This is a genomic window from Roseateles toxinivorans (assembly GCF_004362525.1).
GTDB classification, from domain to species: domain Bacteria; phylum Pseudomonadota; class Gammaproteobacteria; order Burkholderiales; family Burkholderiaceae_C; genus Paucibacter; species Paucibacter toxinivorans.
The window spans coordinates 179,892-201,784 of record NZ_SNXS01000004.1; the positions used below are offsets into that span (position 1 = coordinate 179,892).

Annotated in this window: 23 protein-coding genes; 16 read left to right on the plus strand and 7 right to left on the minus strand. The window is 67.8% G+C overall.

Features of this window, described 5'->3' with window-relative positions:
• Positions 1–127: 127 nt before the first annotated feature.
• The 5 genes from DES47_RS15980 to DES47_RS16000 are packed head-to-tail and all read left to right on the plus strand — an operon-like array spanning position 128 to position 5,754.
• On the plus strand, positions 128–1,918 hold the full coding sequence (locus DES47_RS15980; protein WP_133701741.1) for a peptide ABC transporter substrate-binding protein: 1,791 nt from the start codon (positions 128–130) through the stop codon (positions 1,916–1,918).
• Positions 1,919–1,957: 39 nt separating this feature from the next.
• Positions 1,958–2,917 carry an ABC transporter permease gene (locus tag DES47_RS15985; RefSeq protein WP_133701742.1) on the plus strand — a complete coding sequence of 320 codons (960 nt, stop codon included), beginning with the start codon at positions 1,958–1,960 and terminating at the stop codon, positions 2,915–2,917.
• Positions 2,883–3,806, plus strand: a complete 924-nt coding sequence (locus tag DES47_RS15990; protein ID WP_133701743.1) for an ABC transporter permease — start codon at positions 2,883–2,885, stop codon at positions 3,804–3,806. Before DES47_RS15985 ends, DES47_RS15990 begins: the two co-directional genes overlap by 35 nt.
• A complete protein-coding gene (locus DES47_RS15995) occupies positions 3,806–4,783 on the plus strand; it encodes an ABC transporter ATP-binding protein (protein WP_133701744.1) in 978 nt (325 codons plus the stop codon). Before DES47_RS15990 ends, DES47_RS15995 begins: the two co-directional genes overlap by 1 nt.
• The gene (locus DES47_RS16000) at positions 4,780–5,754 is read left to right on the plus strand and encodes an ABC transporter ATP-binding protein (protein WP_133701745.1); all 975 of its coding nucleotides are present in this window, start codon (positions 4,780–4,782) and stop codon (positions 5,752–5,754) included. The genes DES47_RS15995 and DES47_RS16000 overlap by 4 nt, the downstream gene beginning before the upstream one ends.
• 88 nt (positions 5,755–5,842) lie before the next feature.
• On the opposite strand, the gene DES47_RS16005 is transcribed toward DES47_RS16000, so the two are convergent.
• The gene (locus tag DES47_RS16005) at positions 5,843–6,952 is read right to left on the minus strand and encodes a hypothetical protein (protein ID WP_133701746.1); all 1,110 of its coding nucleotides are present in this window, start codon (positions 6,950–6,952) and stop codon (positions 5,843–5,845) included.
• Between the two features lie 160 nt (positions 6,953–7,112).
• Positions 7,113–8,066, minus strand: a complete 954-nt coding sequence (locus DES47_RS16010) for an alpha/beta hydrolase family protein (RefSeq protein ID WP_133701747.1) — start codon at positions 8,064–8,066, stop codon at positions 7,113–7,115.
• A gap of 90 nt (positions 8,067–8,156) precedes the next feature.
• Here DES47_RS16010 and DES47_RS16015 point away from each other — a divergent pair, with 90 nt between their 5' ends.
• Complete coding sequence (locus tag DES47_RS16015; RefSeq protein WP_133701748.1) at positions 8,157–9,092, plus strand: LysR family transcriptional regulator; 936 nt, start codon at positions 8,157–8,159, stop codon at positions 9,090–9,092.
• 4 nt (positions 9,093–9,096) lie between these two features.
• Here DES47_RS16015 and DES47_RS16020 read toward each other — a convergent pair whose 3' ends face one another.
• The gene (locus DES47_RS16020; RefSeq protein WP_208115027.1) at positions 9,097–9,846 is read right to left on the minus strand and encodes a helix-turn-helix domain-containing protein; all 750 of its coding nucleotides are present in this window, start codon (positions 9,844–9,846) and stop codon (positions 9,097–9,099) included.
• Positions 9,847–10,011: 165 nt separating this feature from the next.
• Here DES47_RS16020 and DES47_RS16025 point away from each other — a divergent pair, with 165 nt between their 5' ends.
• Together DES47_RS16025 and DES47_RS16030 are read left to right on the plus strand one after the other, a co-directional pair.
• Entirely contained in the window at positions 10,012–10,452 is a 441-nt protein-coding gene (locus tag DES47_RS16025; protein ID WP_133701749.1) for a FixH family protein, read from the plus strand.
• The gene (locus DES47_RS16030; protein WP_133701750.1) at positions 10,452–11,735 is read left to right on the plus strand and encodes a cytochrome-c peroxidase; all 1,284 of its coding nucleotides are present in this window, start codon (positions 10,452–10,454) and stop codon (positions 11,733–11,735) included. The genes DES47_RS16025 and DES47_RS16030 overlap by 1 nt, the downstream gene beginning before the upstream one ends.
• Positions 11,736–11,749: 14 nt before the next feature.
• Here DES47_RS16030 and DES47_RS16035 read toward each other — a convergent pair whose 3' ends face one another.
• Complete coding sequence (locus DES47_RS16035; protein ID WP_133701751.1) at positions 11,750–12,058, minus strand: DUF1272 domain-containing protein; 309 nt, start codon at positions 12,056–12,058, stop codon at positions 11,750–11,752.
• Between the two features lie 155 nt (positions 12,059–12,213).
• Here DES47_RS16035 and DES47_RS16040 point away from each other — a divergent pair, with 155 nt between their 5' ends.
• The 4 genes from DES47_RS16040 to DES47_RS16055 all read left to right on the plus strand — a co-directional run bounded on the left by DES47_RS16040 (position 12,214) and on the right by DES47_RS16055 (position 15,850).
• A complete protein-coding gene (locus DES47_RS16040) occupies positions 12,214–13,044 on the plus strand; it encodes a ParB N-terminal domain-containing protein (RefSeq protein ID WP_133701752.1) in 831 nt (276 codons plus the stop codon).
• 60 nt (positions 13,045–13,104) lie between these two features.
• On the plus strand, positions 13,105–13,632 hold the full coding sequence (locus DES47_RS16045; protein WP_133701753.1) for a GNAT family N-acetyltransferase: 528 nt from the start codon (positions 13,105–13,107) through the stop codon (positions 13,630–13,632).
• A 7-nt stretch (positions 13,633–13,639) separates the two neighbouring features.
• Positions 13,640–14,566, plus strand: a complete 927-nt coding sequence (locus DES47_RS16050) for a delta(1)-pyrroline-2-carboxylate reductase family protein (protein ID WP_243748329.1) — start codon at positions 13,640–13,642, stop codon at positions 14,564–14,566.
• 78 nt (positions 14,567–14,644) lie between these two features.
• Positions 14,645–15,850, plus strand: coding sequence for a DUF418 domain-containing protein (locus tag DES47_RS16055; RefSeq protein WP_133701755.1), 1,206 nt, complete (start codon positions 14,645–14,647; stop codon positions 15,848–15,850).
• Between the two features lie 7 nt (positions 15,851–15,857).
• Here the strand turns inward: DES47_RS16055 and DES47_RS16060 are convergent, their stop codons facing one another.
• Positions 15,858–16,724, minus strand: a complete 867-nt coding sequence (locus DES47_RS16060; protein WP_133701756.1) for an HDOD domain-containing protein — start codon at positions 16,722–16,724, stop codon at positions 15,858–15,860.
• 194 nt (positions 16,725–16,918) lie between these two features.
• Here DES47_RS16060 and DES47_RS16065 point away from each other — a divergent pair, with 194 nt between their 5' ends.
• Together DES47_RS16065 and DES47_RS16070 are read left to right on the plus strand one after the other, a co-directional pair.
• Positions 16,919–17,653 carry a transglutaminase-like cysteine peptidase gene (locus DES47_RS16065; protein ID WP_243748330.1) on the plus strand — a complete coding sequence of 245 codons (735 nt, stop codon included), beginning with the start codon at positions 16,919–16,921 and terminating at the stop codon, positions 17,651–17,653.
• A gap of 52 nt (positions 17,654–17,705) precedes the next feature.
• Positions 17,706–19,646, plus strand: coding sequence for a bifunctional diguanylate cyclase/phosphodiesterase (locus DES47_RS16070; RefSeq protein ID WP_133701757.1), 1,941 nt, complete (start codon positions 17,706–17,708; stop codon positions 19,644–19,646).
• Here the strand turns inward: DES47_RS16070 and DES47_RS16075 are convergent.
• On the minus strand, positions 19,643–20,200 hold the full coding sequence (locus tag DES47_RS16075) for an NUDIX hydrolase (RefSeq protein ID WP_133701758.1): 558 nt from the start codon (positions 20,198–20,200) through the stop codon (positions 19,643–19,645). The two genes, DES47_RS16070 and DES47_RS16075, sit on opposite strands and share 4 nt — an antisense overlap.
• Positions 20,201–20,264: 64 nt before the next feature.
• On the opposite strand from DES47_RS16075, the gene maiA reads away from it, so the two are divergent.
• Both maiA and pgeF read left to right on the plus strand, forming a co-directional pair.
• The gene (gene maiA, locus DES47_RS16080; protein ID WP_133701759.1) at positions 20,265–20,903 is read left to right on the plus strand and encodes a maleylacetoacetate isomerase; all 639 of its coding nucleotides are present in this window, start codon (positions 20,265–20,267) and stop codon (positions 20,901–20,903) included.
• Position 20,904: 1 nt separating this feature from the next.
• On the plus strand, positions 20,905–21,675 hold the full coding sequence (gene pgeF / locus DES47_RS16085) for a peptidoglycan editing factor PgeF (protein ID WP_243748331.1): 771 nt from the start codon (positions 20,905–20,907) through the stop codon (positions 21,673–21,675).
• Here pgeF and DES47_RS16090 read toward each other — a convergent pair.
• Entirely contained in the window at positions 21,607–21,867 is a 261-nt protein-coding gene (locus DES47_RS16090) for a hypothetical protein (RefSeq protein ID WP_133701760.1), read from the minus strand. The two genes, pgeF and DES47_RS16090, sit on opposite strands and share 69 nt — an antisense overlap.
• Between the last annotated feature and the right edge of the window lie 26 nt (positions 21,868–21,893).

A 21,893-nucleotide genomic window follows, 5' to 3' on the forward strand; every position in this document is an offset into this window, starting at 1 on the left:
CTTGGTGCAACTGCCCGAAAAGAGGACGCTCTCTCAGGGCCTACCCCAATCAAGCATTGGGTGCAGCGCTGCTAGCATGGGTTGTCACTTTGGTCACACACCGTCATTGGCTTTGCGGAGGTTACCCATGCAAGAGCAAGCGTTACGCACACTGATCGAAGACGTGCGTGAGGGTCGACTGGCCCGCCGGGCCTTTGTCCAGCGCATGCTGGCGCTGGGACTCACCGCCCCGATGGCCGGCCAGATGCTGATGCATGCAGGCATCGCCCAGGCTCAGGCGCCTTCGGGCTACAAACCGACCAAGCGCGGCGGTGGCGGGGCCTTGAAGCTCCTGTGGTGGCAGGGCGCCACCTTGCTGAATCCCCACTTCGCCACCGGCACCAAGGACCAGGAGGGCGCGCGCATCTTCTACGAGCCCTTGGCGGCCTGGAACGCCGATGGCGACCTGGTGCCGATACTCGCTGCCGAGATTCCCTCTGTGCAGAACGGCGGCCTGTCCAAGGACGGCATGTCGGTGACCTGGAAGCTCAAGCGCGGCGCCACCTGGCATGACGGCAAGCCCTTCACGGCCGATGACTGCGTGTTCAACTGGGAGTACGCCAGCCACCCCGACACCGCGGCGGTCACGGTCGGCACCTACAAGGACTGCAAGGTCGAGAAGATCGACAGCCATACCGTCAAGGTGACCTTCAAGAAGCCGACGCCGTTCTGGGCCGACCCCTTTGTCGGCACCCGCGGCATGCTGATTCCCAAGCATCTGTTCGCCGATTTCATCGGTGCCAAGTCGCGCGATGCACCCGCCAATCTGAAGCCGGTGGGCACCGGCCCCTACAAGTTCGTCGACTTCAAGCCGGGTGACATGGTGCGTGGCGCCATCAACACCAGCTACCACTTCGACAACCGCCCCTTCTTCGACACCATAGAGATGAAGGGCGGCGGCGACGCGGTATCGGCCGCGCGCGCGGTGATACAGACCGGCGAGTTTGATTACGCCTGGAATATGCAGGTCGAGGACGAGATCCTCAAGCGCCTGGAGGCCGGCGGCCGGGGCAAGGTGACGATCACCCCGGGCGGCAATATCGAGTTCATCGTGCTGAACATGGCCGACCCCTGGACCGAGGTCGACGGCGAACGGGCCCACCCGAAGAGCCGCCACCCGATCATGTCCGACCAGGCCGTGCGTCAGGCCTTGAATCTGCTGGTCGATCGCGGCGCGGTGCAGGAGTTCATCTACGGCCGCACCGGTGTGGCCACGGCCAACTTCCTGAACAACCCCGAACGCTTCCGCTCCAAGACGATGAAGTGGGAGTTCAATGTGGACAAGGCCAGCGCCGTGCTTGAGGCGGCCGGCTGGAAGAAGGGCAACGACGGCATACGCGAGAAGGGCGGCAAGAAGCTCAAGCTGGTGTTCCAGACCTCGATCAATGCGCCGCGCCAGAAGACCCAGGCCATCATCAAGCAGGCCGCGCAAAAGGCAGGCGTCGATCTGGAGCTGAAGGCCATCACCTCGTCGGTCTATTTTTCGTCCGATGTGGGCAACCCCGATACCTATACCAAGTTCTTCTGCGACGTCGAGATGTACACGACGACGATGACACAGCCCGACGCCGAGCTGTTCATGAACCAGTTCGTGTCCTGGGAGTTTTCGACCAAGGAGAACAAGTGGCAGGGCCGCAATATCGCCCGCTGGAAGAACGACGAGTACGACAAGGCCTTCCGCGCGGCGGAGAACGAGCTCGATCCTGTCAAGCGCGCCGCACTGTTCATCCGGATGAATGATCTGATCTGCAGCGACCCGGTGGTGATTCCGGTCGTCTATCGGCCCCGCGTGGCCGCCGTGGCCAGCAAGCTCTATGCGCCGCTGAGCGGCTGGGACAACGACCTCTGGAATCTCAAGGACTGGTTCCGTGAAGCCTGAGAGGGTGAGAACTTTATAGCGACGATGACACCGAGCTGAATGTTCCAGTACCTGCTGCGCCGACTCCTCTACGCCTTGCCCAGTTTGCTGGGCATCAGCGTGGTCCTGTTCACCATCCTGGCGCTCGCGCCCGGTGATCCGTTCGAGGAGTTGGCCACCAACCCCAATGTGCCGGCCGAAGTGCGCCAGATGCTGCGCGCCAAGTTCGGCCTGGACGATCCGGTCTGGCAGCGCTACTTCCGCTGGCTGTTCGCCATGCTGCAGGGCGACTGGGGCTTCTCGTTCGTGAGCCGCGTCGATGTGGACCAGCTGATACTGCAGCGCCTGCCCACTACGCTGGTGGTGATAGGCAGCTCGCAAGTCCTGGCCCTCTTGATCGCGATCCCGGTAGGCGTGTTCGCCGCCACCAGGCCGTATTCGATTTTCGACCAGGTCGCCAACACGCTGGCCTTCGTCGGCTTTTCGCTGCCGACCTTCTTCACCGGCCTGCTCTTCATCCTGCTGTTCTCGATCACGCTGGACTGGCTGCCCTTCGTCTATCGCGCCGACATCGCCGCCACCGGCTGGGCCTGGTGGTGGGAGCACATCAAGCAGTCCATCATGCCGGTGCTGGTGCTGGGCCTGTTTCAGGGTGCGAGCTGGACGCGCTATGTGCGCTCGGCCGTGCTCGACGTGATCAGGCTCGACTATGTGACCACCGCCCGCTCCAAGGGCCTGTCCGAGGGCGGGGTGGTGATCAAGCATGTGCTGCGCAATGCCCTGATACCCGTCGTGACCCTGGTGGCGCTGCAGATGCCGGCGGTGTTTGGCGGCGCCATCGTCACCGAGCAGATCTTCCGCATTCCGGGCATAGGCTCGCTCTTGATCAGCGCCATCCTGGCCAATGACACGCCGGTGATCATGGCCGTGACCTTCGTCTTCGCCTGTCTGGTGATCTTCTTCAATCTCATGGCTGATCTGCTCTATGGCTGGCTCGATCCCCGCATCAGCTACCGCTAGCGCGGCGGCGCAACATGTCTCGCCCTGGGGCGAGGCCTGGCGGCGCTTCAAGCGCCACCGCATGGCCATGCTCAGCCTGGTGATACTGGCGCTGATGGTGGCCGCCGTGCTGCTGGGCCCCATGGTGTGGAAGCTGGCCATCAATGACATTGACTTCACCGCCCGGCTGAAAGGCCCGTCGCTGGCCCATCCTCTGGGCACCGACGACCTGGGCCAGGACCTGCTGGCCCGCCTGCTCTACGGCGGCCGCATCTCGCTGGCCGTGGGCCTGGCAGCGATGCTGATGGCGGTGGTGGTGGGGGTGCTGATCGGCGCAATTGCCGGCATCTCGAGAGGCAGTGTTGACGCCGGCCTGATGTGGCTGACCGATCTGTTCCTCTCGCTGCCGCAGCTGCCCCTGCTGCTGCTGATCATCTACCTGTTCCGCGACGGCCTGAAGGACACCTTCGGCCCCGAGGTCGGCGTATTCATACTGATCGTCGTCGTCATCGGCGGCTTTCGCTGGATGCCGGTGGCGCGCTTGGTGCGGGCGCAGTTCTTCTCGCTGCGCGAGAAGGAGTTCGTCGAGGCGGCGCGGGCCCTGGGCGCCAGCACGCCTCGCCAGGTGACGCGCCACATCCTGCCCAATGCGCTGGGCCCGGTGATCGTGGCCGGCACCATCGACGTGGCGGCGGCCATCATCGCCGAATCGACGCTGTCCTTCCTGGGCCTGGGATTCCCGCCCGACATCCCGACCTGGGGCCGCATACTGTTCGACGCCAAGGACTATCTGGACATCGCGCCGCACTGGGCGATGTTCCCCGGCCTGGCGATCTTTCTGGCGGTGCTGACGATCAACTTCATTGGCGACGGACTGCGCGACGCGCTCGATCCGCGCAAGGTCATGTGATGAGCCAGGAAGCCCCATTGCTCGAGATCCGTGGCCTGAAGACCCATTTCGCCACCGATGCCGGTTGGCTGCACGCGGTCGACGGCGTGGACCTGACGGTGAACCGCGGCGAAACCGTCTGCGTGGTCGGCGAGTCCGGCTGCGGCAAGTCGGTCACGGCGATGAGTGTGTTGAAGCTGCTGCCGATGCCGCCCGGCCGCATCGCCGCCGGGCAGATTCTCTGGCAGGGCAGGGACCTGGTGACCTTGCCCGAGAGCGAGATGCGCCGCATCCGCGCCAAGCAGATCGCGATCGTGTTCCAGGAGCCGATGACCTCGTTGAACCCGGTCTATACGGTGGGCCAGCAGATCGCCGAGGTGCTGCGTCTGCAAGAGGGCTTGAACCGCAGCGATGCGATGGACCGCGCGGTCGAGATGCTGCGCCTGGTCAATATCCCGACGCCGGAGCGCCGCGTGCGCGACTATCCGCACCAGTTCTCCGGAGGCATGCGCCAACGCGTGATGATTGCGATGGCGCTGAGCTGCAACCCGCAGCTGCTGATCGCAGACGAGCCGACGACGGCGCTGGACGTCACCATCCAGGCCCAGATACTGGAGCTGCTGGCCGAGCTGAAGGCGCGGCTGGGCATGAGCATCCTGCTGATCACCCATGCGATGGGCGTCGTTGCCGAGGTCGCGCAGCGGGTGATCGTGATGTATGCCGGCAAGGTCATCGAGGAGGCGACGGTGGAGCAGTTGTTCGCCAACCCTCGCCACCCGTACACCCAGGGCCTGATCCGCTCGATCCCGCGCATCGACCTGGCCGCCACGCACAAGGTCCGGCTCGAGGCGATTGCCGGCACGGTACCCAAATTGATCAACCCGCCCGAGGGCTGCCGCTTCGCTCCGCGCTGCAAGTACGCCAGTGCTGCCTGCACCGCCGAGACGCCGATGCTGCGCGAAATCGAACCCGGCCACAAGGTAGCCTGCATCCTATGAACGCTCCGCTGCTGCGCGTCGACAAGCTGGTCAAGCACTTCGGCATCAAGGGCGGCTTTCTGGGCCGCGAGCAGGCACGGGTGCATGCGGTGGACGGGGTCACGTTTGAACTCGCGGCCGGCGAAACGCTGGGCCTGGTCGGCGAATCGGGCTGCGGCAAGTCGACCACCGGGCGCTGCATCCTGCGGCTGATCGAGCCGACCTCGGGCCAGGTCTGGTTCGACGGCCGCGAGGTCACGGCGCTGGGTAAGACCGAGCTGCGCGCCTTGGCGCGCGACATGCAGATCATTTTTCAGGACCCCTACGCCTCGCTGAACCCGCGCATGACGGTGGGCGCCATCATCGGCGAGGCGCTGACGATACACAAGCTGACCAAGACCCGGGCCGACTACGAGGCCCGCATCGTCGATCTGCTGGAGACGGTGGGCCTGTCCGCCGACCATCTGCGCCGCTATCCCCATGAGTTCTCCGGCGGCCAGCGCCAGCGCATCGGCATTGCCCGCGCGCTGGCGGTGAGCCCGAAGCTGATCGTCTGCGACGAGGCGGTGTCGGCGCTGGATGTGTCGATCCAGGCCCAGGTCATCAACCTGCTGGAAGACCTGCAGGCCAAGTTCAATCTGACCTATCTGTTCATCGCGCACGACCTCTCGGTGGTGGAGCACACTAGCACGCGGGTGGCGGTGATGTACCTAGGGCGCATCGTCGAGATCGCCAGCTCGCGCGAGCTCTACAGCCGGCCGCTGCACCCCTACACCGAGGCGCTGCTGTCGGCCGTGCCCATCCCCGACCCGACCCTGAAGCGCAAACGCATCATGCTGCAGGGCGATGTGCCCAGCCCGATCAACCCGCCGACCGGCTGCCACTTCCACACCCGCTGCCCGGTCAAGCAGCTGCCGCTGTGCGCCAGCGAGTCACCCGAGCTGAAGCAGAGCAGCGACGGGCACTGGGTGGCCTGTCACCTGCGTGGCTGAGCCCGGACACGGGGTCCGGAAGGAGCCCGTGCCTGGCGAAGGACTTGCGGCGATACAAGCCGCAAGGCCGGGCTGGTCTGAAGAGGGCTCAGGCGTCCGGCAACTGAATATCGCTGCTGCCGGGGCAGACCCAGCGCGGGCTTTCGCGGGTGCGGTCTATGCAGCCGCCGTCCAGGTACTGGCGGGCCGGGTCGCGCAGGCGCAGCATGGTGGCCAGCACCGCCTCGGTGGCTCGGGCATCGCTCAGCGTGCGCTGCACATGCTCGGTCACGCGGGCCTCGTCGATGCGAGGTTCTCCTTCGGCATCGAGATAGACGGCATCGCGCCAATGGTAGATCTCGACGCATTTGCTGCGCAGCGTGAAGGGCTGGTCGCGCTTCCAGAAATTGCAGAACAGGCCCTGACCGAGGTAGAACACCCAGGAGCCCTCATAGCCGGACACATCGGACGAGGCCGGGTCGGGGTTGCGGAACCAGACCCGGTCGCCGGGCACGTAATAGGCCGGCGGCAGCGGCGCCTCGGTGCTGCCCAGCTCGCGCAGGAAGACGTCGTGAAAGCGTCCCGACATCACCGCGCGCCGCTCGCTCTGCAGCTGCAGCCGCGCGTACAGGGCCGGATGGTGAAGCTTTGCCTCCTGTGCAATGGCCAGCAGGATCACGTACTCGGTGGCCCGGTAGCAGGAGAAGTCATAGAGCTGGCCGCTGCGCTCGGGTTGGGTGGCGCGCTCCAGCGCGTCGATCAGCGAACAGCCGGGCTGGACGGTGAAGCCGGTCTCACGGGCATAGGTCCACAGGCCGGCGGGGCGTTCGGCGACGCTGGTCTGGAAGGCCAGCGCCGTCTTGCGCGCCGCGTGCACGATATTGACGCGCATGCGCACCGCAGCGGCCAGTTCGGCAAACGAGGGGAAGCTCTGCTGCAACGGCGTGGCCAGCAGGGCCAGCCAGATCTCGCGCTGCAGATCGGCCTCGCTGGCCTCCGTGTCCAGGCCCAGCGCCTGGCTCAGGCCGGTGGTGTCATGGCCGGGCGCAAGCTGCTGCACGGCCTGCGGCAGCAGGGTCAGCCCGCCTTGTTCCGGCACTTGCCGGAGGTACGGGTCCAGGCCCAGGGTTCGCAGCGCATCGACACCGCGGGCCAGTTCCTGCCGCGGCAGCTGCAGCTGTCCAAGCTCTGTCGTGACCTGCTCAACCAACGCGCTCATACACCGTCCTTGTGGGGTCGCCGGTGACCGCGCTTTGTGCAAAGGAGCGAACCCGTCCCCGCCATTATCCCGGCGCCGCTCGGGGGGGCCGCGCAGGGGCTTTCCCGCATTTACCGCAAGGTCGTCTTGCGCCTTCAAGCCAGCAGGGTAGCTGCGGCATTCAACCCGGTGACGGTTGCCCAAGGCGGTTGCGCAGCCGCGGCGTGGCAGCCTCTATCGGTGCCAGCAGCAGTGGCCAGATACGCTCGCCCAGCTCGCGGCGGAACAGGGAGAAGTGGCCGATGGTCCGCGCCCCCACGGCCTGCGGCGCCAGGGTGTGACGCGCCACCGCCGCGCTGCGGAACTGCGCCGCCAGATGATCGACACCCCGCGCTGGACCGAACAGATGATCGTCGCTGATGTTCCACAGGTGCACCGGCCCGGTGAAGTGGTGATAGCCCAGATCGGTCTGCAGGCTCGGGTCGGTGAACATGAAGCCGCGTCGCCGGCCCCAGCGGGCCCATTCGAGTGCCGCCGCCTTCGGCATGTCGTGGGCCCGGGCGCCCAGCACCCAGCCGGGGGCATGGCCGAAGGCATGGCTGAGCGCCGGCAACAGCGCGTGAAAGAACAGCCAGACCTTGGCCTTGTTCAGGCCGCGCCAGTTGCGCCAGTCGGCGGCCTGGGCTGCCACGCCGAGCAGCGCATCGGCCTGTTCATAGCCGGGGGCCAGACCCACCGCGTTGCCGCCGAACGAGTGGCCGATCAGCAGCAGGCCCAGCTCGCGGCCTTGCTGTGTCTGCTCCAGCAGCCGGCGCCGGTGGGCGGCGCGCAGCGCGGCCGCGATGTCCAGCTGGGCCCAGTCGCGCAGGCGGGCCGGCTCGTCCTGGACGCGGCCCTGCAAGGAGGCACCGACGCCCCGGTAGTCGTAGCACAACACGGCGTAGCCACGCCGCGCCAGCCACTGGGCGAATGCCCTGTAGAAGACGCTGGCCACCGCCGTGGCCGGGTTGACGACCGCCACCGCCCGCACAGGCCCGCTGGGTTCGTACCAGCAAGCGGTCAGCAGGCGGCCATCGGCGCAGCGCAACTGGGTGGGACGGGTTGGCGGCTCGGTGCCAGGGGGCTTGCGGCTCATCTGAAACTCCTGAAGGGGATGGAGTTCAGTCTAGATTGGCAACAAACAAGCGACTAGACTGATCGGAGGCCACACATTGCTTCCATTTTGATGACAAAGACCGCCAGGATTTCGCGCAACCGCCTCACCGCGGCCGACGCTGCGCTGGACGCCAATGCGCTGGAGCTGTTTGCCCGCATCGCCCAGGCCGGCAGCTTTGCCCAGGCCGCGCGCGAGTTGGGGCTGACCAGGGCGGCCGTCAGCCGGCGCGTGGCCGCCATCGAGGCGGCCGTGGGCCTGGCCCTGTTCGCCCGCAGCACCCGCAGCCTGGGCCTGACCGAGGCCGGGCGGCGCCTGCACGCCCGCGCTCGGTCGGTGCACGAGGCCGCCGAGGGCGCGCGCCTGGCCCTGCGCAGCCAGCGCGACCAACTGGGTGGCACGCTGCGCATCAGCGCGCCGCTGAGCTTCGGCCGGCATGTGCTGGCGCCGCTGCTGGCCCGCTTCCAGGCGCTGCATCCGGCGCTGCGCTACGAGCTATTGGTGACCGACCGGCGGGTGGACCTGCTGCGCGAGGGCCTGGACCTGGCCTTTCGTATCACCGGGCGTCCGCCCGAAGACTGGGTCGCCCAGCCAGTGCTGCGCTTTGCCGTGCGCGCCTATGGCGCGGCCGGTCAAACGGCGCTGTCCGGCCCCCAGTCCCTGGCCAGCTTGCCTTGCCTGCTGATCGGGCAGAACGAGGAGGCGCGACCCGGGCACTGGTGCCATGACGATGGCGCCGCCGAAGCGGTGATGCTGCAGGCTGCTGCCTGGGGCAATGACATGGACAGCCTGATGGAGATGGCCCGCCACGGCACCGGCATCGTGCTGCTGCCCGACTTCTGCGTGGGCCCGGCCAGCGGCCTGGTCGATCTGCTGCCGGGCTGGCGGCTGCTGGTCGATCAGGGCGAGTGGGTGCATGCGCTGACGCTACCGGTGCCTGCCGGCTCGGAGACGGCGCGGGCGCTGGTACGCTTTGTCAGAGATGCGTTGGTGGTGCCGGCGGCCTGAGCGGCTACACCCGCAGCAGCGTCGCCGGGTTGATGCCGAACATGCGCCTGAAGGTGCGCGTCAGGTGGGCCGAATCGGCGAAGCCGGCCTCGTGGGCGGCGGTGGTCCAGGACTGACCGGCCATGGCGCACTGTATCGCCGCGTTCAGACGCAGCCACAGCAGATAGGCACGAAAGGCGCTGCCGGTCTCCTGCACGAACAGGTGCCGGAATCGACCCGGTGACAGCGCGGCGGCTGAGGCAGCGTCGCTCAGCGTGATCGGCGCGTGCAAGTGCGTGCGGATGTAGTCCAGCGCCTTGCCTATGCGCGGATCCACCGGGTCGTCGGCCAGCGGCTCGTTGGTCAGCAGGGCCAAGGCGGCACGGGCCGTGGCCACCATTGCTTCGTCACCTGCGCCACGGCGGTAGGCAGCCAGCAGCAGGTCGGCCATGTCATCGCGCTCCGCGTCGGGCAGGGGGCTGATGCCCTGGGCGGCAAAGTGCCGGGTCAGCATCCGGCCCGCCGTGGTTTCCGGTTCGATGAACAGATGGGCCACCGTCGCGCCCTCGATCTCGAACTGGTGCTTGCAGTGCGAGCGCACCAGGGCGCCCGTGAACGACGACCAGCAACCGTCCTCCAGATCTCGAAACCGGCAAATGCCGTCCAGCGCCAGCGCGATCTGCAACGCATGGTGGTCGTGCCAGTCGGACAGCCCGCTGCCCTGGCCAATCCACAGGCTGCCACCTGGCCAGAAATGCACTCGGCCGGCGGACACGGTCAGCCGGCTGACTGCTGGTGCGATGGGCCGCGTTGAAGGGGTGACGTGCATAGGTGGCAGGCCGGTTGGAGCGTGCATAGCTTAGCCCTTTCATTCAAGTGCGGGCGGGCCGCGCTGCAGAGAATCGACTCTGTTCTCTTTCATCATTCATGGAGTCTCCTCATGCTGTCTCGCTCGCCCTCCTTGTTGCTCGCAGCCGTAGCCCTGGTGCTGACCGCCGGCTGCGCGAGCCCGCCCCCCGATCTCGACCTGTCGCTGCAACACCCCAGTGCGAACGGCCGGTTCATCGTGGCGCTGCAACCGCCACCCAAGCCGGCGGCCATCAACCAGCTGCACAGCTGGCAGATCCGGCTGACCACCGCCGACGGCGCGCCGGTGCAGGGCGCGCGCATCGCCATCGATGGCGGCATGCCCCAGCACGGCCACGGCCTGCCGACGCGCCCCCAGGTGACGCAGCAGTTGGCCGATGGCAGCTATCTGCTCGAAGGCATGAAGTTCAGCATGGGCGGCTGGTGGGAGATCAAGCTGAACATCGAGGCGGCGCAGGGCAGCGACAAGGTGACGTTCAACACCGTCGTCGCCCAGCCCAAGGCGGGCCTGTGATGGACGCCATCGGTTCACGGCTGTGCCGGTCCCTGCTGGCCGTCGTGCTGGCGGTGGCCGGCGGCATAGGCATTGCCGAGGGCGCCATCTGGGGCATTGAGCGCTGGACGGCGGACGAGCGCGAGCTGATCGCCTCGCTGCGTTTGAATCAGCTTGCGCCGCTGCCCGCCGACCCGTCGAACCGCTTTGAGCAGCTGCCGGCTGCCGCCGAATTGGGCAAGCGCCTGTTCAACGATGTGCGCTTCAGCCGCAACCAGGCCGTGTCCTGCGCCAGCTGCCATGCCCCGGACAAGCAGTTCCAGGACGGGCGGGCCTTGGGCAAGGGGGTGGGGACGGGCACGCGGCGCGCCATGCCCCTGATGGGCGCGGCGCACAGCCCCTGGCTGTTCTGGGATGGTCGCAAGGACAGCCTCTGGTCGCAGGCGCTGGGCCCGCTGGAGGACGCTGTCGAACATGGCGGCAACCGTGCCCGCTATGCCCATCTGCTGCAGGCCCACTACCGGGCCGAGTACGAGGCGCTGTTTGGTGCGCTGCCGGATCTGGCTCGTGTGCCGCAGGACGCCGGGCCCCTGGGCGATGCCGGCGAGCGGGCCGCATGGGAGGCGATGCCCCCGGCCGCGCGGGAGCAGGTCTCACGTGTGTTCGCCCATATGGGCAAGGCGATCGCGGCCTATGAACGCACGCTGGGCTACGGCCCCTCGCGCTTCGACCGCTATGCCCAGGCCGTGGTCGCCAACGACGCCGGTGGCCAGCAGGTGCTGACGTCCCAGGAGTTGAAGGGCCTGCGCCTGTTCATCGGCAAGGGCCAGTGCATCACCTGCCACAGCGGCCCGCTGCTCAGCGACCAGCACTTCCACAACACGGGCGTACCGCCCCTGGACCGCAGCCGCCCCGATGCCGGCCGCGCGGCAGCCATTGCCAAGGTGCAGGGTGACGAGTTCAACTGCCTCGGGTCCTTCAGCGATGCAGGCCCTCAGCAATGCCAGGAGCTGCGCTTCATGGTCACCGACGACCCTAAGCTGGAGGCGGCGTTCAAGACGCCCAGCCTGCGCAATGTCGCGCTGCGCCCGCCTTATATGCATGCCGGTCAGTTCACCAGCCTGGACGAGGTGGTGGCGCATTACGCGAAGTCGCCGCCAGCGGTGCGCGGTACCTCCGAGTTGGCGTCGGGCGGATCGGCCCATGCCGAGCGCAAGCCGATCCGGCTCTCGGTGCAGGAGATTCAGGATCTGGCGGTGTTTCTGGGCGCGCTGTCGGGCCCTATCATCGAGAGCAGGCCCTGACCCGGCGCAGGCCTTCAGCGCTGCTCGGGTGCAATCCCGCTGATGGCCGCAGCAAAGAGCGCATGGGCAGCCGCATCAACCGGCCGGTGCTTCACCGTCGTGCTGGCCGGGTGCTTGTCGAGGAAGTTGTCGCCCTTCCAGTTGCGCGCCGGCCGCACCGGCCGCGGCACGAAGCCGCCACCGCAATTGGGGCAGACATTGCCCAGCACCGCATCGACGCAGCCGGCGCAGAAGGTGCATTCGTAAGAGCAGATGCGGGCCTCGGTGGAGGAGGTCGGCAGCGCCTTGTTGCAGTGTTCACAGCTGGGGCGGAGTTGGAGCATGGCTTGTCCTGTGGGTCGCGGAGTCAGGCGCACAGCGTGCCCGAGCCGCAAGCTGCTGTCGAGCCGGCAGCGGACCAGAATCGGTCAGATCCGGACCTGGGCCGGGGGCGACATAGAATGCCGCCCCTTCTTCGCTCCTCGCTCCCCGCCCCGACATGAACATCACGGTACTTGAAGAACTGCGCGCCTATATCGACCCGCTGACGCCCGACGAACACCAGGCGCTGGAGCGCAGCATCCTGGCCGAGGGCTGCCGCGACGCGCTGGTGCTGTGGGGCGAGGTGCTGGTCGATGGGCACAACCGCTACGGCATCTGCCAGAAGCACGGCCTGTCATTCCAGACCGTGCAGAACGACCGTTTCACCTCCATGGACGACGTGCACCTGTGGATGATCGACCAGCACCTGGGCCGGCGCAGCGTGTCGGACTTCCAGCGCGGCGTGTTGGCGCTGCGCAAGAAGGCCATCATCGCGGCTCGGCGCAGCCAGGCGGCCAGCGAGCCCGCCCCGGTCGCCGCGGCAGCGGTCGAGGGCGCGCCGCCGGCGCCCGAGCCACTGAACTCGCGCGAGGCCATCGCCAAGGCCGCCCGCATCAGCAGCAACACGGTGGTGCAGATCGAGAAGATCCAGAAGAGCGCCGCGCCGGAGCTGGTGGAGGCGGTCAAGCAGGGCACGATATCGATCAATGCCGCGGCCGCCGTGGCCAGCCTGCCGAGCGAGGAACAGGTGGCGGCCGTGGCCGGTGGCAAGAAGGAGTTGCGCGAGGCGGCCAAACGGGTGCGTGAAGCCAGGTCGGCCTCGCGCCCGCCGGCCGAGGCGGCGCCGGAAGGCCCCGCCGATGCCGGCACTCCGCCCTGGGAAAGCGACACGCAGGTCGCCCAGCTGCAGCAGGCGGTGGACACGCTGATGGTCGAGAACACGGCCCTGAAGCAGCAGGTAGCGGCCCTGCAGGAGCGCCTGGCCGAGCTGACGGCCGTGGCGTCCTGAGGCCTCTTCGCGGGGCCCTGGCCCTGTAGACTGGCGGGTCAGCCTAACCCCGCAGCAGCCATGACGATACTCACCACCCCCCGCCTGCGCCTCGAACCGATCACCGACCGGCACCTGCACGGCCTGCACGCCGTCAACGGTGACGCCGAGGTGATGCGCTACATCACCGGCAAGGCCGAGACCCTGGAAGAGACGCAGGCGATGGTGGACCGCGTCAAGGCGCGCTGGGCCGAGTGGGGTTTCTCCTGGTGGGCCTTTGTCGAGCTGAGCAGTGGCGAGGTGATAGGCACCGGTTGCATCCAGTATCTGGCGCGCGACATGGCCAATCCGCTGGAGATCGGCTGGCGCTTGAGGCACGACAGGCAGGGTCAGGGCTATGCCTCCGAGGCGGCCAGGGCGATGGCCGCGTTCGCCTTCGAGGCCGTGCAGACGCCGCTGCTGCTGGCCGTCTGCGACCCGGCCAACACCGCCTCGTCGCGGGTGATGGAGCGGCTGGGCATGCGCTACCGTGGGCTGGAGCGCTGGTACGACAGTGATTGCGCCACCTACGAGATGACGCGCGACGCGTGGTCGGCGCGGCAGGCCTGAGGTGGCGATGCAACTGCTTGACGCCGATGCCACCGCCGCCGCCTTGCCCTGGGCGGCCCTGCTGACGGAACTCGAAACCGTGTGCCGCGAGCACGCGGCCGGCCTGGTCTTCTGCCCGACGCGCATGGTCGTGCCGCTGGGCGCGGCCGGCACCCTGCTGGTGATGCCCGCGGTGGGTCGCGGCCTGAGCATCACCAAGCTGGTGACCGTCCATGCCGGCAACGCCAGCCTGGGCCTGCCGACGATACAGGGCGAGGTGGTGGTCATGGACACCCGCACGGGTAAACGCCTGATGCAGCTTGACGGCCCGACCTTGACCGCGCGACGCACCGCAGCGGTCAGCCTGCTGGCCGTGCGTCTGCTGGGCGCGGCCGAAGCGCGAAATGCCTTGCTGATCGGCACCGGAGCGCAGGCGCTGGCCCATGCCCAAGCGTTGGCAGCGCTGATGCCGCTGACACGCTTGCATGTGCAGGGCCGCAGCGCGGCAGCGTCGAGTGCCTTCGCCGGCCAACTCCAGGCGATGGGCATCCAGGCGCAAGCCCTGACCCCCGAGCAGCAGGCCTCGCGGCCCTGGGATCTGATCATCACCGCCACCACCAGTGCGACACCCGTGCTCGCCGAGGCCGCCGCACTGAGCGCCCTGGTCGTCGCCGTCGGCGCCTATCGCCATGACATGGCCGAGCTGCCGCCGGCCCTGGTGAAGCGCTCAGCCCTGTTTGTGGATGACCCGGACGGCGCCCGTGCCGAGGCCGGTGACCTGTTGCAGGCAGGGGTGGACTGGGGGCAGGTGCGTGGCCTCGAGCACCTGGTGCAGGATCCGGCTGCGGCGCCGCAGCGGGGGGCGCGCGTCTTCAAGAGCGTTGGCTGTGCCCGCTGGGACCTGGCGGCTGCGCGCGTGGCGGCCCTTCACAATCCGAGCCCGTCGGATGCGTGAAACGCTGCTTTTGAAAGCTAACCGTAAAAATGACCGGCTGATGGCATGCTCTCGGGCTTTGACCCGAGCGCCTCATCGATGACAGCCGTTTCGTCCCCGCCCGTCCGATTGCTGCAACTTGATGCGCTGCGCGGCTTCGCCTTGCTGGGTATTCTGCTGGTCAATATCGGTGCCTTTGCGTCGGCCTACTTCGGTCTGGGTGTCGGCGATCCGCAGTTCGCCGGACCGCTGGACCGGGCGGTGCGCTGGGTGGTGGCTCTGCTGTTCGAGACCAAGTTCTACCTGCTGTTCTCGTTTTTGTTCGGCTATAGCTTCACTCTGCAGATGGACTCGGCCGAGCGCGCCGGCCAGGCGTTTGTGCCGCGCATGCAGCGCCGCCTGCTGGGCCTGCTGCTGCTGGGCCTGGCCCATGCGGTGCTGCTGTATCTCGGCGACATCCTCAGCACCTATGCGCTGCTGGGGCTGGTGTTGCTGGCGCTGCGCGGGTGCGCCGATGAGCAGCTGCTGCGCTGGGCGCGGCGGCTGATTGGGCTGACGGCCCTGGCCTGGGCACTGCTGGGCCTGTTGCTGCTGATGACATCGTCAGGCGGCTTTGCGCCCGAGCTCCAGGCCCAGGCACTGGCGGCGCAGCAAGCCTATGTGATGTCGCCGGCCTCGGTGGTGGCCCAGCATCTGCGCGAGCTGCCCAGCACCCTGGGGGTGGTCTGGCTGGTGCAGGCGCCCTGTGCGCTGGCCATGTTCCTGCTGGGCCGGCTGGCCGGTGGACGTCGCTGGTTCGAGGGCGAGGGCTGGCGCGAGGGCCTGCGGCAGTGGGCGCCCCGGGGTCGCCCCGCGCTGGGCCTGGCGCTGGGGCTTTTGGGTTCGGTGTGCTATGCCAGCGTGGCCGCCATGGCCCTCGGCGATGGCTGGACCCTGCTGGCCCTGGCTCTCGATCTGCTGACGGCGCCGTTCCTGACGCTGAGCTATGTGATGGGCCTGATGGCGCTGTTCCAGCGGCCGGCCGGCGTCCGCTGGCTGGCCTGGCTGGCCCCGGCGGGACGCATGGCCCTGTCAAACTATCTGCTGCAATCGCTGGTCTGCGCGCTGATCTTCACCGCCTATGGTCTGGGATTGATGGGGCAGGTGGCGCCGCTCGGCGGCGTGCTGATCGCACTGGTGCTGTTTGCCGCCCAGCTCTGGCTGAGCCGCCGGTGGCTTGAGCGCTTTGCCTACGGCCCGGTGGAGTGGTTGCTGCGGGCACTGACCCTGGCCTCATGGCCGCGCATGCGCAAGCAAGCAGGTTGACGTCGCCTCAGGCGGTGGGCGCCGCAAACGCCTCGTGCAGCGTGTCCATCCAGTCGGTCACCTCCATCTCGGTGACGCCCAAAAAGTCCATGCAGGCCGGACCATGGGCCAGCCAGTCGGCCTCGGATTCGAGCGTGTCGTAGCGGTGCACCATATGGTCGGCCACCAGATTGGCCGCCACCAGGCTGCGCACCTCCAGCGGCAGCTGCTCGTCGCCGAAGATGTTGAAGTCGTGGTGCAGGCGCACCGCCAACTGGATGGTCGGCGCCAGCCGCCAGGTGCGTGCCACAAGGGCGCCGACCACGGCATGGTCGGTGCGGTGGGCGGCGTTCTCGGTGGCGATGAAGGAGCGGTCGATGCGCGCCTGCGCCTCCACCAGGGTGCTGCTGTAGCCACGCAGGCCCTGCAGCATTACCGGTATGCCGACATGGCTGAACAGTCCCATCGTGTGGGCCAGATCGGGTTCGAGGTTGTAGAGCTGGCGGGCGATATGGCCCAGGGCCAGGGCGCGCCGGCCCGAACGTTCCCAGAACTGACCCAGCAGCGGTGAGTTGACCGGCAGGCTGGAGCGCACCAGAAAGCCGGTCAGCATCGCAGCGGTCTGGCGCAGTCCCAGCGTGGCCATGGCCTGTTCGACGGTCTGAACCGGCCGGCTGCGGGCATAGAGCGGGCTGTTGACCAGCTTCAGCAGGGCCGCTGACATGGCCACATCGCTGCCGGCAATGCGGGCCACGGCGTTCAGGTCCGGGTCCTCGGCTTCCATCACGCGCTGCAACTGGCTCAGCAATTCGGGGCAGGGCGGTATCACCAGGGTCTTGGTGGGGCCGCTGTCGCGCGCGCGTTCGAGTTCTTGCTGGATGTCTTGGGGCTGCATGGTGACGGCGGATGGGCAGGATTTCAGCAAACTACGGCACGGAGTTCGGCATTCGCTGTGGCCGGGGCCGGCAGCGGGGCCACAAATTTGATCGGGCGGCGGTCAGCCGTGGTAGAAACATTTGTGAACAGACGCGTCGCTTCGGGATGCTCGCGTTCGGGATGAATCTTAAAGCGCCTCCTACCGATTGATCTGTGCCAGCCCCCACTACCTATCTGAGTCCATGCCAAAGGCACGATTCTGGCCTGTTTCAGGGCCGGCTGGGCGCCTTCCATGGCGGCCCGATTCGCTGGCTGCTGCGCGTGCTGGCGGCGACGATGCTGGGCCTGGGCCTGAGCGGGGCGGCCAGCTGGGAGCAGGACCGCATGCTGGACGCCGCTGCGGCCTTGGGCCCGCGCGCCACCGTGGCGGCGCGGTTGCTGCAGCAGGTGATCGAGCGTGCCGCGCCGCTGGACGAGGCTGCCAAGCTGGCGGTGGTGAACAACTTCTTCAACCAGCGCGTGCAGTTCCGCAGCGATGTCGAGGTCTGGGGCCAGGAGGACTACTGGGCCAGCCCGCTGGAGTTCCTGGACAAGGGCTCGGGCGATTGCGAAGACTATGCGATCGGCAAGTACGCGAGCCTGGTGGCGGCCGGCGTGCCGGTGCCGCGGCTGCGCCTGGTCTATGTGCGCGCCCAGCTGGCCGGCAGCTCGCAGGCGCATATGGTGCTGGCCTACTATGCAAGCCCCGATGCCGAGCCGCTGATCCTGGACAATCTGGTGCCCGAGCTGAGGGCGGCCTCCAGGCGCCCCGATCTGATGCCGGTCTTCAGCTTCAACAGCGAAGGCCTGTGGCAAGGTGTGGGGGCGCAGACCGCCGGCAATCCGCTGGTGCGGCTGTCGCGCTGGCGCGAGGTGCTGGCCAAGGTGCGGGCGGAGGGATTCTTATGATGGAGCACAAGGTGGAGCACTCAAGCGTGCCAACTGCTGTGGGGGACAGGTCATGTCATTGATACGCCAGATCTGGCTGCTGTTGCTGGGCGTGGTGCTGCTGTCGCTGGTGGGCAGCGCGGCGGTGTCGGCGGGCTCGATACGCTATGTGCTGCAGACCCAGTTGCAGCTGAAGAACAGCGACAACGCGCTGTCCCTGGCCCTGGCCATGTCGCAGCAGCGCGGCGACGAGCAGCTGATGGAGTTGCTGATCGCGGCCCAGTTCGACAGCGGCTACTACGAGAGCCTGCAGTGGCGCAAGGCCGACGGCAAGGTCGGCTTCGAGCGCCATGCCGCGCCGACGCCCAGCATCGCTCCGCGCTGGTTCGTGGCGCTGACCCCAATCACCGTGCAGCCCGGCGTGGCCCAGGTGTCCAACGGCTGGAAGGCGGTCGGCGCGATCGAGGTATCCAGCCAGTCGGCCTATGTGCATGACGAGTTGTGGCGCAGCACCATGCGCACCGCCGGTCTGCTGGCCGTCGTCGGCCTGGTTGCCGGAGTGCTGGCCCTTCTGGTGATGCGGCGCATCCGCAAGCCGCTGGACAACGCCGTGGAGCAGGCCAAGTCGCTGGTCGAGGGCAGCTTCATGATGATCGAAGAGTCCCATGTGCCTGAGCTGCAGCGGCTGACGCGGGCGATGAACACCATGGTCGCGCGGATGAAGGGCATGTTCGAGGCCCAGGCCGCGCAGCTGGAGGCGCTGCGCGTGCAGGCGCATTGCGACCCGCTGACCGGCTTGAGCCATCGCAAGCATTTCCTGGCCCAGTTCGAGTCGGCGCTGGAGCGCGAGGATGGGCCCGCCGAGGCCGGTCTGGTGCTGCTGCGCCTGCGCGATCTGCAGGGCCTGAACCTGCGCCTGGGCCGGCCCACCGCCGACCGCACCCTGATGGCCGTGGCCAATGCGGTGAAGGCCTATCCCGAGCGGGTGCAGGGCTGTGTGGCCGGCCGGCTCAATGGTGCCGACTTCGCGCTGTGGCTGCCGGCGCCCGAGGTGGCGATCGAGACGGCCCGCTCGCTGGCCGAGGCGCTTCGCGTCAGCCTGCCGGCCTTCGGGCCGCACATCCATGTGTCCTTCGGCGCGGTCGAGATGTCCCGCAGCCGGCCCTCGGGCGCCTGGTTCGGCGAGGCCGATGCGGCGCTGGCCCGGGCCGAGGCGCTAGGTCCGTTTGCGGTCGAGATGGCCCCGCCGGCCACCCCCGATGTGCCGCTGCAGGGCGAGCGCGTCTGGCGCCAGCAGATCACCGATGCGATCAAGGAGCGGCGCACCCGCCTGGTCCAGTACCCGGTGATAGACCGTGGCAACCATGTGCAGCATCTGGAATGCCCGCTGCAGATGCAGCTCGACTCGCATGGCGATTTCGAGCCGGCGATGCGCTGGCTGCCGCTGGCCGTGCGCAGCCGCCTCACCGCCGACGTGGACACCCACGCGGTGGCGCTGGCCCTGGAGGCGATCAGCCGCGACGGTCAGCAGCGCTGCGTCAATATCTCGCCGATGTCCTTGCTCGACACCGGCTTCACCGCCCGTCTGCGCGATCTGGTGTTCCAGTCACCGCAGGCCGCCCGCAAGCTGGGCATGGAGGTGGCCGAGATTGCCGCCATCAACAGCTTTGACCTGCTGTATGAGATGGGCCGCCAGCTGCGGCCGCTGGGCGTGCTGATCGGCATCGAGCATGCCGGCGCGGGCCTGTCCCAGGTCGAGCGCCTGTACCAGGCCGGGCTGGACTATGTGAAGCTTGACGCTTCGGTGGTGCAGGGCGTGGCCGGCGACGCAGCGCGTGCCGCATTTGTGCGCGGCATGGTCATCATGCTGCGCAGCCTGGCGCTGAAGGTCTATGCCGAGGGCGTGACCGACCCCATGGATGTGCAGGCGCTGTGGGACTGCGAGGTCGATGGCGTGACCGGGCCCTGGGCGAGCGCGCAGATTGGCAGCGCCTCGGGCAAGACGGCCCGCTAGGCGATATCTCCGCAATAGACTTCGAACCGACCCTCGCGCCTATCCGCAAAATACCGCTGCAAGGTCTCCCGCACGGTACGGAACGCCAGTTCGTCCCAAGGCACCTCATGCTCGTGGAACAGCCGCGCCTCTATCGTCTCGGGGCCTGGATTGAACTCGGTGCCCAGCAGCCGTGCGCGGTAGAAGAAATGCACCTGTCCGACGCGCACCACGTTCAGCACCGTGTACAGGCCCTGCAGCTCGATCTGCGCACCGGCCTCTTCATCGGTTTCCCGCAGCGCGCCCTCGGCGGTTGACTCGCCCAGCTCCAGAAAGCCTGCGGGCAGGGTCCACATGCCGTAGCGGGGTTCGATATTGCGTTTGCACAGCAGCACCTGGCCCTCCGGGCCTTCGCCCCAGACGGGCAGGGTGCCCACCACATTGATCGGGTTCTGGTAGTGGATGGTGTGGCAGACGGTGCAGGTGGCGCGCTCGCGATTGTCGTCAGCCGGGATGCTGTACTCAACCGCGCCGCCGCAGGCCGGGCAATGGTGGAAGCGCTTGAAAAACTGCATATGGGCCAGTGTATCGTGCGTGGCATGATGGCCGCGGCCATGCTTTCATTCAGGATTCCCGCCCATGGAACTGTTCAACTACTTTCGCTCCTCTGCCTCATATCGCGTGCGCATCGCGCTGGCCCTGAAGGGGCTGGACTATGACTACCGCGCCATCCATCTGCTCAAGCAGGAGCAGCACAGCGAGGCCTACGCCGACCTGTCGGCCGCGCGTCTGGTGCCGCTGCTGCGCGACGGCGATGCGGTGCTGAGCCAGTCGCTGGCCATCATGGAGTACCTGGAAGAGACCCATCCCGAGCCGCCGCTGCTGCCCGCCGATGCGCTGGGCCGGGCCCGGGTGCGCTCGCTGGCGCTAGACATTGCCTGCGAGATCCACCCGCTGAACAACCCGCGCGTGCTGCGCTATCTGGTGCGCGAGCTGGGCGTCAGTGACGACAACAAGGACCGCTGGTACCGCCACTGGGTCGAGACTGGCCTGGAGGTGGTGGAGCGCCGCCTGGTGAACGAGGCCGGCACCGGCAGCTTCTGCCATGGCGAGCAGGCCACGCTGGCCGATTGCACCCTGGTGCCGCAAATATTCAATGCCCGTCGCTTCGACTGCAAGCTCGACCATGTGCCCACGGTGATGCGCATCTTCGAGCACTGCATGGCGCAGCCGGCTTTCGCCAACACCCAGCCAGCGGCCTGCCCGGATGCCGAGTGAGATGCAACGTCCTCATCCGGATTGGCTGCAGCCCGACTGGGATCTGCCCCACGTCAACGCCTTCATGACCACCCGGGCCGGTGGCGTCAGTCAGGCGCCCCATGCCAGCATGAATGTCGGCGCCTCGGTGCAGGATGCGCCCGAGCATGTGGCTACCAACCGTGCGCTTGTCAGCGGCGCGTTGCAGGCCCGGGCGGTCTTCATCCACCAGGTTCACGGCGCCGATGTGCTCCATCTGCAGCCCCATCATGCCGAGCCGGCTTGGCTGCCTTCCAGGCATGACGCCAGCATCAGCACCACGCCGGGCTTGGGCGTGGCGATACAGGCGGCCGACTGCCTGCCGGTGCTGTTCGCCGCGCCGGCTGGCGTGGGTGGCGCCCATGCCGGCTGGCGCGGCCTGGCCGCCGGCGTGCTGGAGAACACGGTCTCGGCGCTGAGTGCCGCTGCGGCTTGCGCGCCCGGCGAGATCCAGGCCTGGATGGGCGCCTGCATTGGCCCCGAGGCCTTCGAGGTCGGCGCCGATGTGTTGCAGGCCTTTGGCGCCGATCCGGCAAGACCCGACCCGCGCTTTTTCGTCTACCGGCCCAATGCCGCTGGCGAGCCGCGCTGGCGCGCCAATCTGGTGGCCCTGGCCCGACTGCGCCTGCAGGCCGCCGGCCTGACCCGTATCAGCGGCGGCGAGTGGTGCACCTACAGCCAGGACTCACGGTTCTTTTCCTACCGGCGCGTGCCCCTGGGTGGCCGCATGGTTGCCGCCATCAGCCTGCGCTGAAGCCGCTTCAGCGCGCCGCCGCGCCTGGCGGCGCCGGCCGCTGCCCATGATGTAGACCAGGATGCTCACAGGCAGCACGCCGTAGAGCACGAAGGTGACGATGGCGCCCAGCACCGTGCCCTGGCTGCTGGTGGCTTCGGCGGCGGCCATCATCACGGCCACATAAATCCAGGCGATCGCTACCAGGTACATGTCTCGGACTCGATATTGGGTCTGCG

Excerpts from the sequence above, each read along its gene's own strand:
- DES47_RS15980 (WP_133701741.1), top strand. The coding sequence starts at position 128 with ATGCAAGAGCAAGCGTTACGCACACTGATCGAAGACGTGCGTGAGGGT.
- DES47_RS15985 (WP_133701742.1), top strand. The coding sequence starts at position 1,958 with ATGTTCCAGTACCTGCTGCGCCGACTCCTCTACGCCTTGCCCAGTTTG.
- DES47_RS15990 (WP_133701743.1), top strand. The coding sequence starts at position 2,883 with ATGGCTGGCTCGATCCCCGCATCAGCTACCGCTAGCGCGGCGGCGCAA.
- DES47_RS15995 (WP_133701744.1), top strand. The coding sequence starts at position 3,806 with ATGAGCCAGGAAGCCCCATTGCTCGAGATCCGTGGCCTGAAGACCCAT.
- DES47_RS16000 (WP_133701745.1), top strand. The coding sequence starts at position 4,780 with ATGAACGCTCCGCTGCTGCGCGTCGACAAGCTGGTCAAGCACTTCGGC.
- DES47_RS16005 (WP_133701746.1), bottom strand. The coding sequence starts at position 6,952 with ATGAGCGCGTTGGTTGAGCAGGTCACGACAGAGCTTGGACAGCTGCAG.
- DES47_RS16010 (WP_133701747.1), bottom strand. The coding sequence starts at position 8,066 with ATGAGCCGCAAGCCCCCTGGCACCGAGCCGCCAACCCGTCCCACCCAG.
- DES47_RS16015 (WP_133701748.1), top strand. The coding sequence starts at position 8,157 with ATGACAAAGACCGCCAGGATTTCGCGCAACCGCCTCACCGCGGCCGAC.
- DES47_RS16025 (WP_133701749.1), top strand. The coding sequence starts at position 10,012 with ATGCTGTCTCGCTCGCCCTCCTTGTTGCTCGCAGCCGTAGCCCTGGTG.
- DES47_RS16030 (WP_133701750.1), top strand. The coding sequence starts at position 10,452 with ATGGACGCCATCGGTTCACGGCTGTGCCGGTCCCTGCTGGCCGTCGTG.
- DES47_RS16035 (WP_133701751.1), bottom strand. The coding sequence starts at position 12,058 with ATGCTCCAACTCCGCCCCAGCTGTGAACACTGCAACAAGGCGCTGCCG.
- DES47_RS16040 (WP_133701752.1), top strand. The coding sequence starts at position 12,214 with ATGAACATCACGGTACTTGAAGAACTGCGCGCCTATATCGACCCGCTG.
- DES47_RS16045 (WP_133701753.1), top strand. The coding sequence starts at position 13,105 with ATGACGATACTCACCACCCCCCGCCTGCGCCTCGAACCGATCACCGAC.
- DES47_RS16050 (WP_243748329.1), top strand. The coding sequence starts at position 13,640 with ATGCAACTGCTTGACGCCGATGCCACCGCCGCCGCCTTGCCCTGGGCG.
- DES47_RS16055 (WP_133701755.1), top strand. The coding sequence starts at position 14,645 with ATGACAGCCGTTTCGTCCCCGCCCGTCCGATTGCTGCAACTTGATGCG.
- DES47_RS16060 (WP_133701756.1), bottom strand. The coding sequence starts at position 16,724 with ATGCAGCCCCAAGACATCCAGCAAGAACTCGAACGCGCGCGCGACAGC.
- DES47_RS16070 (WP_133701757.1), top strand. The coding sequence starts at position 17,706 with ATGTCATTGATACGCCAGATCTGGCTGCTGTTGCTGGGCGTGGTGCTG.
- DES47_RS16075 (WP_133701758.1), bottom strand. The coding sequence starts at position 20,200 with ATGCAGTTTTTCAAGCGCTTCCACCATTGCCCGGCCTGCGGCGGCGCG.
- maiA (WP_133701759.1), top strand. The coding sequence starts at position 20,265 with ATGGAACTGTTCAACTACTTTCGCTCCTCTGCCTCATATCGCGTGCGC.
- pgeF (WP_243748331.1), top strand. The coding sequence starts at position 20,905 with ATGCAACGTCCTCATCCGGATTGGCTGCAGCCCGACTGGGATCTGCCC.
- DES47_RS16090 (WP_133701760.1), bottom strand. The coding sequence starts at position 21,867 with ATGTACCTGGTAGCGATCGCCTGGATTTATGTGGCCGTGATGATGGCC.